The 13507-nt window shown below is 59.6% G+C and carries 15 protein-coding genes and 1 pseudogene; 12 read left to right on the top strand and 4 right to left on the bottom strand.

Annotated elements, in window-relative coordinates; genetic code table 11:
• Positions 1–13: 13 nt before the first annotated feature.
• From NKH98_RS12045 to NKH98_RS12025, 5 genes are read left to right on the top strand one after another with little or no spacing between them, the layout of a single operon-like run.
• Entirely contained in the window at positions 14–1828 is a 1815-nt protein-coding gene (locus NKH98_RS12045; protein WP_352898656.1) for a hydantoinase B/oxoprolinase family protein, read from the top strand.
• Between the two features lie 60 nt (positions 1829–1888).
• Positions 1889–2797 (top strand): aminotransferase class IV, encoded by a 909-nt coding sequence (locus NKH98_RS12040; RefSeq protein WP_352898653.1) that lies wholly within the window; start codon positions 1889–1891, stop codon positions 2795–2797.
• A gap of 17 nt (positions 2798–2814) precedes the next feature.
• On the top strand, positions 2815–3579 hold the full coding sequence (locus NKH98_RS12035) for an SDR family oxidoreductase (RefSeq protein ID WP_352824804.1): 765 nt from the start codon (positions 2815–2817) through the stop codon (positions 3577–3579).
• A 54-nt stretch (positions 3580–3633) separates the two neighbouring features.
• Positions 3634–4395: an SDR family NAD(P)-dependent oxidoreductase gene (locus tag NKH98_RS12030; RefSeq protein ID WP_352898650.1), complete on the top strand. Its 762-nt coding sequence runs from the start codon at positions 3634–3636 to the stop codon at positions 4393–4395.
• Entirely contained in the window at positions 4376–5401 is a 1026-nt protein-coding gene (locus tag NKH98_RS12025) for a glycoside hydrolase family 3 N-terminal domain-containing protein (protein WP_352502267.1), read from the top strand. Before NKH98_RS12030 ends, NKH98_RS12025 begins: the two co-directional genes overlap by 20 nt.
• 158 nt (positions 5402–5559) lie before the next feature.
• Here the strand turns inward: NKH98_RS12025 and NKH98_RS12020 are convergent, their stop codons facing one another.
• Together NKH98_RS12020 and NKH98_RS12015 are read right to left on the bottom strand one after the other, a co-directional pair.
• Entirely contained in the window at positions 5560–6375 is an 816-nt protein-coding gene (locus tag NKH98_RS12020; RefSeq protein ID WP_352898646.1) for an ImmA/IrrE family metallo-endopeptidase, read from the bottom strand.
• 89 nt (positions 6376–6464) lie between these two features.
• Complete coding sequence (locus NKH98_RS12015) at positions 6465–6794, bottom strand: helix-turn-helix domain-containing protein (protein WP_352898644.1); 330 nt, start codon at positions 6792–6794, stop codon at positions 6465–6467.
• A 170-nt stretch (positions 6795–6964) separates the two neighbouring features.
• On the opposite strand from NKH98_RS12015, the gene NKH98_RS12010 reads away from it, so the two are divergent.
• The 5 genes from NKH98_RS12010 (at position 6965) to NKH98_RS11990 (ending at position 9715) form a co-directional block, all read left to right on the top strand.
• The gene (locus NKH98_RS12010) at positions 6965–7171 is read left to right on the top strand and encodes a DUF2188 domain-containing protein (RefSeq protein WP_502894231.1); all 207 of its coding nucleotides are present in this window, start codon (positions 6965–6967) and stop codon (positions 7169–7171) included.
• 28 nt (positions 7172–7199) lie between these two features.
• Complete coding sequence (locus NKH98_RS12005; protein ID WP_352898642.1) at positions 7200–7472, top strand: multiubiquitin domain-containing protein; 273 nt, start codon at positions 7200–7202, stop codon at positions 7470–7472.
• Positions 7447–8622, top strand: coding sequence for a ThiF family adenylyltransferase (locus NKH98_RS12000; RefSeq protein ID WP_352898640.1), 1176 nt, complete (start codon positions 7447–7449; stop codon positions 8620–8622). The genes NKH98_RS12005 and NKH98_RS12000 overlap by 26 nt, the downstream gene beginning before the upstream one ends.
• Complete coding sequence (locus NKH98_RS11995; protein ID WP_352898637.1) at positions 8619–9026, top strand: ubiquitination-like system serine protease family protein; 408 nt, start codon at positions 8619–8621, stop codon at positions 9024–9026. Before NKH98_RS12000 ends, NKH98_RS11995 begins: the two co-directional genes overlap by 4 nt.
• A gap of 149 nt (positions 9027–9175) precedes the next feature.
• On the top strand, positions 9176–9715 hold the full coding sequence (locus tag NKH98_RS11990) for a hypothetical protein (protein WP_352898635.1): 540 nt from the start codon (positions 9176–9178) through the stop codon (positions 9713–9715).
• A gap of 38 nt (positions 9716–9753) precedes the next feature.
• Here NKH98_RS11990 and NKH98_RS11985 read toward each other — a convergent pair whose 3' ends face one another.
• The gene (locus NKH98_RS11985; protein ID WP_352898633.1) at positions 9754–10389 is read right to left on the bottom strand and encodes a poly-gamma-glutamate hydrolase family protein; all 636 of its coding nucleotides are present in this window, start codon (positions 10387–10389) and stop codon (positions 9754–9756) included.
• A gap of 260 nt (positions 10390–10649) precedes the next feature.
• Between NKH98_RS11985 and NKH98_RS11980 the strand changes: the two genes are divergently transcribed.
• Positions 10650–11954: a DUF2130 domain-containing protein gene (locus NKH98_RS11980; protein WP_352898631.1), complete on the top strand. Its 1305-nt coding sequence runs from the start codon at positions 10650–10652 to the stop codon at positions 11952–11954.
• 38 nt (positions 11955–11992) lie between these two features.
• Here NKH98_RS11980 and NKH98_RS32990 read toward each other — a convergent pair.
• A pseudogene (locus NKH98_RS32990) lies at positions 11993–12184 on the bottom strand (hypothetical protein); the annotation flags it as partial.
• A 129-nt stretch (positions 12185–12313) separates the two neighbouring features.
• On the opposite strand from NKH98_RS32990, the gene NKH98_RS11975 reads away from it, so the two are divergent.
• A complete protein-coding gene (locus tag NKH98_RS11975) occupies positions 12314–13438 on the top strand; it encodes a TIR domain-containing protein (protein ID WP_352898628.1) in 1125 nt (374 codons plus the stop codon).
• Positions 13439–13507: the final 69 nt, after the last annotated feature.

Genomic DNA, 13507 nt, shown 5'->3' with positions numbered 1-13507 from the left:
GAGGCGCTTTCCCATGTCTGAGCAAATTTTGAAGAAGGCGCCGGACGGCGTTCAGATGGCGATGATTTCCAGCCGCATGGAAACCATCGCCCGCAAGATGCAGAACACTCTTTTCCGAACCGCCCGCTCCGGGATCCTCAACACGGCCCATGATTTCTCGTGTGTCGTTCTGACCGCCGACTGCAAGCTGCTGGCGGCGGCGGAGAGCTTGCCGAACCACACGCTCATCGGCCCTGATTTGATGTGCCAGGCGGTGCTCAAGCACCATCCGGTGCTCAAGCGCGGCGACTGCTTCCTCCACAACAGCCCGTATGAGGGAAACTCGCACGCGGCCGACCACTGCATGATCGTCCCGGTCATCGACGATGAGGGCATCCTGCGCTTCTTCGTCCTGGCCAAGGCACATCAGGCGGACTGCGGCAATTCCCGTCCGTCCAGCTATCTCGCTGACGTCAAGGATTTGTACGAAGAGGGCGCGCTGATCTTTTCGGCGACGAAGATTCAGGAAGACTACGAGACCAACCACGACATCGTGCGCATGTGCCAGGCCCGTATCCGGGTCCCGGACCAATGGTGGGGTGATTTCCTTGCGAGCCTTGGATCCGTCCGCATCGGCGAGCGCGAACTGCTCAACCTTGGCCGCGAGATCGGCTGGCACATGCTTGAGGGCTACGCAGCCCGCTGGTTCGACTATTCCGAACAAAAGATGATCGAGGCAATCAGGAGGTTGTCTTCGGGACGTGTCGTCCTGGAGTCCGCTCACGACCCCTTCCCCGGCATCCCGCACGGCATTCCCGTCAAGGTGGACGTTGAAGTCGATACGGCCCAGGCCAGCATCATCGTCGATCTGCGCGACAATCCCGATTGCCAGCCCTGCGGCCTCAATCTCACGGAGGCAACCGCCAAGAGCGCGGCGATGATCGGGATTTTCAACGGCATACTCGATCATCATGTTACCGCCAATGCGGGCAGCTTTCGACGCATTGAGATTCGGGTTCGCGAAAATTGTTGTGTCGGCATACCGAGGCATCCGGCCTCGTGCTCGGTGGCGACCACCAATCTCGCCGACCACGTCACCAATCCGGTGCAGCGGGCGATCGCCGAGCTTTCGGCTGGCTTCGGGCAAGCCGCGACCGGCCCGATCCAACCGCCAGGAATGGGCGTCATCTCCGGGCGCGATCCCTACAACAATGACGAGCCCTTCATCAATCAGGTCCATATCGGCATCAGTGGTGGCGCCGGCACGCCGGTCACCGACGGCTTCCTCACCATGATCCATGCCGGCAATGCGGGGATGTGCCATATCGACAGCGTTGAAGTCGACGAGCTCCATCATCCAATCATCATCCAGGATCGCCATATCCTCGGCGACACCGAGGGGGCAGGCACGTTTCGCGGCGCGCCGTCGGTCTATAGCGAGTACGGCCCGTGGGGCGGAAACTCCCTGACCGTCCTCTACACCGCCGATGGTACCATCACGCCTGCCGCAGGCGCCCGCGGCGGTGGCGCCGGCGGTGTGTCCAGGGCGGCAATGCGCAAGGCTGATGGTTCGGTCGTCGATCTTCCCCCCTGCTACGGGGTCACTCTGCAGCCGGGTGAGCACATGGTCTCTCACTCCGCAGGCGGCGGTGGATATGGCTCGCCCCGGGAACGCGATGCGGCGCGGGTGCTACACGATCTCGCCGAAGGGTGGATCAGCGTGCAGCGCGCACGAGACATCTACGGAGTAGCCGTCAAGGGGTCTCCCGAAGACGACAATCTTGAATTGGACATCGTCCAAACACGCATCCTGCGCGCCGGCCGGAGCGAACTGGCGGTGGCCGTTTAGCCCGGATTTTTTTGTCAGGCTGCCCGACAGCGGGCACGATTCAGATCAAGGAGAACTACGATGACAGACGTCGATTGGTCCGCTGGCGCGGCCTACATTGATGGTGAATTCATGCCTCTCAAGGATGCCAAGCTCGGCATCACCGAGTGGGGTTACCGCCGGTCCGACGTTACCTATGATGTCGCGGGCGTCTACTACGGCGCATTCTTCCGGCTTGACGACCATGTCAAACGCTTTCGCACCTCGATGACGAAGTTGCGGATGAACCCGAAGGAAAGCGACGAAGAGATCAAGAATATTCTCGCCGAACTGGTGCGGCGCACCGGCTTGCGCGAGGCCTATGTGGCGATGGACTGTGTCCGCTCCCGCCCGCCGCGCGGCGTGCCGCTTCATCCCATAAACGGCCGCAGCTATTTGATTTGCCATGTCATGCCTTGGGTGTGGGTGTTCACCCCAGAGCAGCAGGAACGCGGCGTGCACGCAATGATCGCGTCGCCCCAACGGATTGCGCCGGAATCAGTCGACCCGACGATCAAGAATTTCCACTGGGGCGACCTGACACGCGGGAATTTCGAGGCGCACGATCAAGGCGCCGAGACCTGCATTTTACTGGATCGCGATGGAAACGTGACGGAAGGACCGGGCTTCAATGTCTTCGCCGTCATCGATGGCAAGGTCATCACGCCGAAACACGGTGCGCTCGAAGGCATCACTCGAAGAACAGTCCTGGAACTCTGCGACGAATTTGGAATTCGCTGTGAGGTCCGGGATATCTCGCGTGGCGAATTCGAAGCTGCCGACGAAATCTTTTTCTCGACAACCGCCGGCGGCATCATGCCGGTGAGCCGCCTGGGAAAAAGGATCCTGGGGAACGACCGGCCGGGTCCGATTTCCGCGCGGCTGAGAACAGCCTTTTGGGACAAGCGGCAGGACGGCTGGCATGCGACGCCAGTGTCTTACGCTTCTTGATCGAAGGCGAAATGCAGATGCGACGGCTTTTCGACCTCGATGGTAAGATTGCCCTGGTTACGGGCTCGGGTCAGGGCATTGGCCTGGCGCTTGCCCGTGGCCTGGCGGAGTGCGGTGCCCGTGTTGTCCTGAACGGCCGCCGTGAACAGCTGTTGAAGGACGCCGCCACGGATCTGCTCAAGGACGGTCTGTCGGTGGAGGTGGAGGCCTTCGACGTCACGGATGCCCTGTCTGCGCGTCAGGGGGTCGAGCGGATTGAGACCTCGATCGGCTCGATCGACATTCTCATCAACAATGCCGGCATCCAGCACCGATCAGCATTGGAGAATTTCCCGGAAGACAAATGGGACGATCTCCTTCGAACCAATCTCTCCAGCATTTTCTATGTGAGCAAAGCCGTGGCCAAAGGCATGATAGGCCGCGGGCGCGGAAAGATCATCAACATCGGCTCTGTTCAGAGCGAATTGGCCCGTCCGGGCATCGCGCCCTACACGGCGACAAAAGGGGCTGTCAGAAACCTGACCAGAGGCATGTGTGCGGATTGGGCAAAGCATGGTTTGCAAGTCAATGCCATCGCGCCAGGCTATTTCAAGACGCCGCTCAACGAGGCTCTCGTTCGAGACCCCGAATTCTCCACGTGGCTCGAGCGGCGCACACCGGCCGGTCGGTGGGGCAATGTTGAAGAACTCATCGGGGCTGCAGTGTTTTTCGCCAGCGACGCGTCTTCATTCGTCAACGGCCACACGCTCTACGTGGACGGTGGTATCACAGTGACGGTGTGAACGCCTGGCGCTGCCCTCGCTTCTCCATCATCCAGAAAGTGGACGCGGATTTTCATGCAGCAAAAACACTCTCGACGGAACTCAGCCTGTTACCCTTCGCTTAAGGGCAAGGTCATCTTTATCACCGGAGGCTGCTCTGGCATCGGCGCAGCGATGATCCAAGGATTTTCCTGGCAAGGTGCAAGGGTGGCCTTCGTCGATATCGAGAAATCCTTGTCTGAGGCGCTTGTGACGTCGCTGAGCGAGCACGTATATCCACCGGTGTTCATCGAATGTGACATCCGCAATATCGCCGCTCTCCAGATGACGATAGAGCGTGTCGGGCGAGATCTCGGTGACGTTTCAGTTCTGATCAACTATGTCGCCAACGACACACGGGACAACAGGATGGCGATCAACCTGCGGCCAATGTTCTTCGCTACACAGGCCGTCATCCCGCAGATGAAGCGTCTCGGAGGCGGGTCGATCATCAACTTTGGATCGTTGAGCGCGCGTACAGCGTCGATCATCCCCACATACATGACGGCCAAGGCTGGCGCGCACGGTCTGACAACGGGGCTAGCTCGAGAACTCGGTCCTTTCAATATCCGGGTCAACACACTTCTTCCGGGTTGGGTGATGAGCGGACATTGCTGCGCTACAGGCTTCACTTTTCCAACCAGACGGTACGGACGGACCGTAGACGCGGGTACTCGCCGTCATCAGAAAGGCGGAAGGGCCTTTAGGAGACTTGCCTCGGCCCGCGCTTATATCGTCGAGGTGAGTCTTCAAGAATCTACTCGAGAGGGACTGAATTATGAGCTTCACGCCTGCTGAGGATGCTCACGCGGTTATTCTTCCTGCCTTCGATGGAATGATGCTCAGTGATCCGGCAAAGCGCTTTCTCGATCGGGGAGGAATCTCCATTCTGCTGGGAGAAAGCCGGGAAGAATATCTAGCCCGCGAAATGAGTGATACCAGACGTGGGTCAGAAACGGCGGAGTCCTTCCTGAGGATAACCGACGACGCCCGGGGCAGGTCGGGCATGCTACTTGCGGCAGTGGATCAGGAGATGGGGGGGATTTGCCGACTGCATGATTTGGTTCCGCAGTTTCCTGCACCAAGCGAGCTGCCCTTTGCGTCGGAAGAACAGATTTCCGAACTTTCAATGTTTATCGCGACTCAGGCCGCCGGCATGGGGATCAATGTTTTCCTGTCTCCTATCCTTGACGTATTGACCGGTTCCAACAAATGGCTGGAAAGGCGCACATGGTCGAAGGACCCTCTACTGATCGCGCGCCTTTCTGCAGCCTACATCCGCGGCGTTCAAAGCGGGCGTGTCGCAGCGACGGGCAAGCACTTTCCAGGCTACAGCACGACAACTGGCGATCCGGCAGTCGATGCTACTGCAATCAATCCCCTTGCCCTCTCCGACGTCGAGGCGGGTCTGGCACCCTTTCGTGCTGCCATCGCTGCCGAGGTGGAACTGATTATGGTCGGACCTGCCATCGTGACGGCCTACGATCAAGCAAAGGCTGCACTCCGATCCAAGGCGGTGGTCCGGATGCTGAAGGAGACCCTCGGCTTCGATGGTGTCGTGATGGCCGATGACTTAGATTCCATGGCCACCATGCGTGGCGATAGCGTTGCCGCGGTCGCAATTGATGCGCTTAACGCTGGTTGCGATTTCCTACTTCTCGCCGACATCGGCACGCAACTGGACGAGATCGCCGATGCAATCGAAACAGCAACTCGGTCCGGAACGATTTCGGCCGAGGCGTTGGCAAAATCTGCTAACAAGGTTCGGCACCTATCACGCAAGTATGAAATGAGAAAGGTGTGAAACCCCTCACATTCCAGTCTGCCATTTATGCGACTTTCGAAGTACAAAGGGCGAACGTCGATGCCGCTTCTGACGCAACAAATAGCTAGCTCAACTATCAGGCTTGAGCCCAGATGCCTGCAGGTAGAGTGTCGCTTAGGGCGGAGGCGGCTTTCAGCCTACCTGTCAGTTGACAGGCGGCGTTTAAGCCGTTGCGCTGCAGTCAACTCGGCTTCTTCATCTTCTTCATCGTCCCGGCCGGCTTCGGCGTCCCTCGACAACATGACGAGCGCAAAGCCATCCCGCTGCAGCAGCACCTGTTCATAGAGCGGGGCTGGCTTGCGGCCTCTTTCAACATGCGTCCAAACGCCGGCGTCGGTTTCGTCGATGTCGCTCGCTACGCCCAATTCGTGCTTGCGGCGCCGCAGCAGTGAATGATCCGGAACAAGGGTCCCTCGTGGTGCGGTGAGGTTGGGAAATTTCAGCGGATCCCGATAATCGCGCAGGATTTTGCCGTTCTGCGTTACCACCAAGGCGACAGGTTCCTCGCGGAAGCGCACATAGGCCCTTCCAGCGGCCTCCTTGCTGACGTCGTACTTCGTCGCAATGCTGGAGAGCTGCCGGATGTCCGGGTCCTTGCCGATGGCGACGTCAACGCGCAACCGAGCTGGTGGCATCAGGAGCTGTGACGCAAAGCGATTGGCCTCCACCTCCATCCGCAAGCGTCGGTCAGCCTCTCCGCCCTTGAGGGCCATCATGTCCTTGAGTCTGCAAAGGAAGCGCCCATCCGCTGATGGCAGATGGGACGGCATCAAGAAGTGCCCAAGTTCGTGCGCGATAGTGAAGCGGCGCCTCTGGCGCGGGCTCGCCGCGTTGTAGAGGATCGTGCCATTGAATTTGTCGGCCGTCGTGAGAAGGCCACCCTCATAGCCGGCCGTCGTCAGCGGCACGATCTCCAGGATGTCGAGCCTGACGCAGAGTTCCTCGATCGGCACCGGAATCGCCAGCTCCGGCTCATGCTTGAAGATTTCGATGACGAGGCGTTCAGGACTGGCCGCATCGGCCAGGTCGATGCGGCTTATGTTCATGTCTTGGGCCTGCTCGCCTTCAGACGTTCCGCAAGCAGGGCTATTGTTTCGAGGTCGTCGGGATCAAGTTCACCGAGATTGCGATAGAGCGCCACCAGTTTCTGCTCTTCCTCGTCCGCCGATGGGTTCTCGCCGACCAACTCGGCAATGCCGGTCTTGTAGTAGTCGGCAAGGCTTTTGAGCAGCGCTAGTGACGGGTTCTTGCTCGCACCGCGCTCAAGGTCCCAGATATGGGCCTTCGAGGCACCGACCGCGTCGGCGACATCCTGCAAGGATTTTCCGCTGCGAACGCGCAGTTGTTTCAGTTTTACCGCCAGTTCCACCATCCAGTCTTTCTCCAGAGTCAGCAGCGGCGCGCTCGCTTTCGCGGCACACCGTCTGATCAGGTGTTACACCATCATAACACCAGGCTTGACGCAAGCCTCGTCGTAAGATATAGTTGTACGCATCTGTATCAAACGAACCTTAACGGAGACTTTCATGGGCAAAAATCAGCATGTCGTACCTCGCGACGGTCAGTGGGCGGTGCTCGGCGCCCGGCAACAACCGCGCCACCTCGCTTCATCCGACCCAGGCCGATGCGATCGCCTCGGCAAGGGACATCGCCATCAACCAGCACAGCGAGGTGGTGATCCATCGCCCCAACGGGCAGATCCGCGACACGAAGTCCTACGGCAACGATCCCTTCCCGCCGCGCGGTTAGCGGCTTCAACAAAAAGGATACCCTAAAAGTGCAGACCCAGGAAAACGAAGAGGGCAAGGACAAAACCGTTACCATCATTGTTGACGGCAGCCCCTACGAAGTCCCGAAGAAGGACACCATCACCTACGCCGAAGTGGTGACGCTGGCCTATCCCGATTATCCGCAGCACCCCGAGATCACCTACTCGGTGACTTACACCCGCGGCGACGGCCACAAGCCGGAAGGCATCCTGGCTCCGGGTGGCAGCGTGAAGGTCAAGGAAGGAATGGTCTTCAGTGTTAATCGAACTGGCCAGTCATAACGACGATATCCGCCGCCTGCTTGAAAAGGGCTATGCCCTGAGGGTGGACACTTTGCACCTCGTGGTTCGGGACGTTCCGTACATCGACCACGAGGGCGCGCTTCAGACCGGGTCCATCGTCGCCAAACTCGTCCCTGTCGACGAGCATCACTACGTGCAGGATGACCACCAGGTCTATTTCGCCGGAGCGGCCCCATACGGCCTCGAAGGTCAGCCCGTCGCCAACCTTGCCGGCGGTGCAACGATTATTCCATTGTCGCGTGACGATGTCGTAGTCCAGAGGTCGTTTTCCAACAAGCCGGCGACCGGGTTTGCGAATTTCTTCGACAAGATCGAACACTATGTCGCTCTGATTTCCGGGCCGGCGATAGAGCGGTTCCCCCAAGCCAGCCCCCTCACCTTTCGCGTCGATCCCGAGATCGTGCCGGACTCCGTGTTCAAGGTGCATGACTCCCTGACCAGCCGCGCCGAGATCGCTGATCTCGCCAGCATCTTCGAGGACGAGGTCATCGCCATCATCGGGCTTGGTGGCACAGGTTCCTATGTTCTGGATTTCATGGTCAAGACCAGGGTCAGAGAGATACGAGGCTTCGACGGTGACCTGTTTTACCCGCACAACGCGTTCCGCTCGCCTGGTGCCCTGGATCTCGACGACTGGCAGAAGTCCAAAGCCTCTGTCGCCGAAAAGCGCTACACGAACTTTCGGCACGGACTGTCCATGCGGCAGGTCTATATCGATGCCTCTTCCACAGCCGAGCTTGAGGGAGTGACGTTTGCCTTCGTTTGCGTGGACAAGGGCTCCGCCCGCGCCGCTATCTTCGACCTTTTGAGAGGAATGGGAATACCCTTCATCGACGTCGGCATGGGTCTCAATCGCAAACAGGGCCCGTTGGCAGGCACACTACGCTCAACCTATTTCAGCGTCGAAGATGCCGAAAAGATTCGGTCCATGAACCTAGCCGAAACGGTGGATGACCCCGACAACGCTTACCGGCAGAACGTCCAGATCGCGGAGCTGAACGCCATCAATGCCGCCCTTGCCGTTATGATGTACAAGCAGCGGCGCGGCTTTTACGTCGACGATAGTTCGGCGTACCATTTGCTCATGGACACGACCACGCTCAGGATCATGTCGGAGCGCGACACGTGAAGGATCTGACGCTCCAGCATGTCCAGTATGTGCCGAAACAGCTCGAGCCGGGCATTCTCTACGTGTCGAAGGAGTTCGCGGTAGCCGTTCATCTCTGCGCGTGCGGCTGCGGCAGCAAAGTCTCGGTCCCGCTTGGCCCCGCCGAGTGGACGTTGTCCGAGCGCGGCGGCCGCGCAACAATGCGCCCCTCAATCGGCAACTGGCAGCTGCCTTGCCAGTCTCACTACCTCATCACCGACGGTCAGATCGACTGGGCGCCGCGCTGGAGCGACGAGCAGATCGCTGCCGGCCGCCGGTCGGAAGAGAGGCGGCGGGAAGCTTACTTCAAGACACGTGAGCCGAAGCGCGGCTTTGTTGGGCGCCTGTGGGACTCGTTGCTCAAACTGCTCAGATGGCGCGGATGACGACGACATCGCCCGAAGTTGTGCTGTCGCCCTGGAAAGACGGGCTGGTCCCGATGGTTCATTGTCCTGGATGTCACGGCCTCTACAGAGACGTGCATCGCCCGTGTCCGGTTTGCCAGCGTCAGATGCAGCCGGACGCGTTTCCCGAGTTGAACGGCCGCGTCGATGTCCCACGGTACACTTTGCCGGGGGCGGCTCCCTACACAGTCTTCGTGCTGCTCGACTTGATGCGGAACGAATGGGAGCGGCCGCTAACCGCCACGAACGGGATGTCTGGGCGCGTTTCCCAGCGCCTCGTTATCGTGATCCTGTTCTGGACGGCCTTTGAGGTGTTGATGGAGCGGTTTTTCGAAGCCGCCTTCGCTGATGATCCCGACGACAAAGTGCTCCGCCGGACGCCCAATATCGGGCAAAGGCTGGATCGGGTCTACCGCGACCGCTGGGGCAAGACGTTCTGGGACGATCTGGCCGACATTGGCTATCCGGAAGTGGCCCAGCACCTCCAGACCGTTCAGCATCGGCGCAACGCATTCATTCATGGCGACGCCGAAGCGATCGACGACGCTCTGGTCATCTCGACCGTCGCAGGCCTGCTGGACGTCCAACTGGCCTGGATCGCTTTGTTCAACAAGCGCTGTACCGGCAAGCAGAACAAGATTCCGGTGTGGGCGTTCAAGCCGAAGGCTTGATCACGGTGGGTGGAGGTTTGGCCGCGACCCTCAAATTTTCAAACCGCTCCAGGTTTGCCGAGATGTTTCAAAACGGCCTTGCGGACCGCCCCGGCAAACAGCGCGCGGCGCTCGGCATTTGCGACGAGCGCGTCCCGCAGCGTTTTTGGCAACTCAAGCTGCACGCCTGCCCGGCCGAGTCCGCGGTTGCAGATGTTGTTTTTGTGCTCGCCAGGCAGGCGATGGCCTGAGGTGATGGCCTTGAAGCCCGCTGCCTCCAGGGCCACCGCGATAGCGTCGCGCAACTCCTTGCCCAGGCCGCCGAGCCAGATCGTTTCGGGATCGTCGCCGTCCGCGCGACCGTGCATGCCGATGGCGAGCTGGGCCTTGGTGACCAGCTGGACGCACTTTTTTTCGTCAAAATATTCGGACCCGATGTGCAACTCCCGATGCGGCCGTTTCGGCTTGAGTCCTTCAAACAGGTAGAGCGAGAAGTCATCTCCCGCAACGGCGGTGGCCAGCTGAGACGTGCCGTACTCAATCCAGCCGCCATGCGGTGCGACGATCGCTACGGCGGAGCCCCGATCCAAAGCCGAGAAATCGTAGTCGGCACCCCGCTCTTCGTTTGCTGCCAGTTCGGCAAATGACGTGTACTGGTCGTCCTTCTTCTGGCCAACGCCTCGAGCTCGTTTCATCACCACCTCCCTGTTGAGTCTTCATGGGCTCGCCATAAGCACGGCATTTTGAGTATGCCCTTACGGCCATTGGCGCTCTGATCGCAACGGGAGACGACGCACACCTATCTGCATGGACGGCCTTGGCGGGCCTCATCCGCCTGGCCTGCCGGCGCGACCACCTATGCAGGGGATAACTGGTATGTTCCTTTTTTGTTCTTTTCGAGCTGGCCGCGTTCCTGTATACATTGCAACATCTTTTGTTCCCCAGGGAGTGTCCAATGACTGTGCAGCCCAGGACCCTCAACGAGCCGACAATCAGCTGCCCGAGCTGCAAGACGGACATCAAGCTCAACGAGTCGCTCGCGGCGCCGCTGATTGCGGCCACGCGCGAGGAATACGAACGGCGTCTTGCGCAGAGCAATGCCGTCATGGCGGTGAGGGAAGAAGAGCTTCAGCGCAAACAGGACGCGATCGACGCCGCCCGGGAGGACATCGACAGCCAGGTCTCTGAAAAACTCAAGCTTGAGCGTGTCGGGATAGCCGCTGAAGAGGCCCGCAAGGCGAAGCTGCTGGTCTCGACCGACCTTGAGGACAAGGACAGGAAGCTTGGCGAGATGGAGGCGACGCTGAGGGTGCGCGACGAGAAGCTCGCCGCAGCTCAGCTGCAGCAAGCCGAATTCCTGAAGCAGCAACGGGCGCTCGACGACGAAAAGCGGGAAATGGCGCTGACCATTGAAAAGAAGATTCAGGAAGGGCTGGACGCCGTTCGCGTCAAGGCCAGGACCGAAGCCGAAGACGGCCTCAAGTTGAAGGTGGCAGAGAAGGAGGAGCAGATCGCCGGCATGCAGCGTCAGATCGAAGAGCTGAAGCGCCGCGCTGAGCAAGGGTCCCAGCAGCTTCAGGGTGAGGTCCTCGAACTCGAGTTGGAGTCGCTGATCGGCAGCCGCTTCCCGATGGATATCATCGAACCCGTGGCCAAGGGTGAGTTTGGTGGTGACGTGCTGCAGCGCGTGGTGGGGCCGGCTGGCCAGCCTTGCGGCGCGATTCTGTGGGAATCGAAACGCACCAGGAACTGGAGCCAAGGGTGGCTAGGCAAGCTCCGGACGGACCAGCGCGCCGCCAAGGCTGACATTGCGTTGATGATCTCCGAGGCGCTGCCCGCAGGCGTCGAAACGTTCGATCTGGTGGACGGCGTTTACCTCGCCCATCCCAAATGCGCGATTCCGATCGCAATCATGCTCCGGCAGTCGCTCATCGAACTCGCCAACTCCCGCCTCGCGCAGGACGGCCAGGCAACCAAGATGGAGCAGGTCTACGGCTATCTGACTGGCCCGCGGTTTCGTCACCGGGTCGAGGCGATCGTTGAGAAGTTCTCCGATATGCAGGACGATCTCGCACGGGAACGCAAAGCCACGATGCGCCTGTGGGCGAAACGGGAGGCTCAGATACAGGGTGTGATCGAGTCGACGGTTGGCATGTACGGCGACCTACAGGGCATCGCAGGAAAGGTCATGCAGGAGATTGACGGCCTCGACGTTCTCGCCATCGATGCGGCGGCGACGGCTGGCGCCGAGACACCGTAGGCCATCAGACGAGCGGCCGCGTGAGCTGGACGTTTACATTACAACCAATCGCCTTGAGCGACAGGGAAGGTGGCAAGATTCCCCGCGTATGAACGCATTTGAAACCGACGATCCTGGTATTTTCCGCGGTAACCGAACAATGCCAAAACCTGCATTTCAAGAAGCCACTGCGAGGCATTCCACGCGTCGAAGATGTCCAAGTCATAGGTGAAGGGTGTCGGATGGGTGACCCCGTTGCGAAATTAGCAAAGAAAACCCGTCGCGGGTCGGTTGCCCTTTCTTTGCTTTCGGGCGCCGTCCGGATCAAAGGCATGAGCGGCGGTGGCTGAGATGTCTTCTAAGCTAGCAGGAGAATGTTTGTGGATGGACAGGAACTGATCGACATCTCAGATCGCCTCGATCGGCTGGCAGCTGCGCTGGAGGCAAACGAGATAACGGCGAGTCTGAAGCGCGTCGGGGGAGCATGCGAAGAGATCGGTCGTGCTTGGAGCGGATCGAATCTCGGCTATCATTCCACCGTCTACTATGCTGGATTTGCGCGTCCGCCGGCAGGTGCGCACTTCAGTATGGAGGCAGGGCTTGGCGAAGAATGGCCACTCGATGGCTCGACAGGAGATTGGCGCGAGTATCGTTTCGAGGATGTGATCGCTGAGATCGAACGACGCAGCGGTGATCCTGATCTGCAGGAAACCCAAAAGCAGTCGCGTGCGGTCGAACAGGCGGTCCAGGATGCGAAACAGACGATCGCTTCCATGCTGGCGATATTTCTACGCGACAACCCGGACGCGTATCTTGAGGATATAAAGCGCAAGGTCGGTGACGAGCGCATTCTTACTGAACAGGAAGGTGCTCGGATCATGATTCCGAGCGGGCAGATCATGACGCGCGACCGGCGTGCGCTTCAGCAGGGCATGCGACTGGCTCCGCATCAGGGGATAACCCTCAAGACCGCCTTGATCGGAGCCCCGGCCATCGTCGCACATAAAATAGCTGACCTGGCACGGCAGGCGGGATCGCATCTGTCCCGTCTAGAATACCGAAAGCGGAAAACGTCATTGGTGGGAACCAACGTCTTTATCGGTCATGGGCGCAGCCTACTGTGGAGGTCGCTTAAGGACTTCATCCACGGAAGACTTCACCTGCCTGTCGATGAATTTAATCGAGTACCCGCTGCCGGCGTCACCAACATCGCACGCCTTTCGGAAATGCTGGAATCGGCCGCCATCGCTTTTGTCATCCTCACCGCCGAGGATGAAATGAGGGACGGAAAGCATCAAGCGCGGATGAACGTAATCCACGAGGTCGGCCTGTTCCAGGGACGGCTCGGCTTCACTAAAGCCGTTGTCATGCTTGAAGACGGGTGTGAGGAGTTCTCCAACATCCAGGGACTGGGCCAGATACGGTTTCCGACTGGCAACATCGACGCTGCCTTCGAAGAGGTCCGCCGGGTACTGGAGCGCGAGGGATTGGTGGAACCTTACTGAATCCCGGAACAGGTCGCGGCCGTATGGAAGGGCGGCATTGGCCAGATCGTCGTGAATGAAGTCCTTGTC

This window comes from Mesorhizobium sp. M0833 (assembly GCF_040319905.1).
Lineage (GTDB): Bacteria > Pseudomonadota > Alphaproteobacteria > Rhizobiales > Rhizobiaceae > Mesorhizobium.
This window is presented reverse-complemented; position numbering and strand designations above follow the sequence as displayed.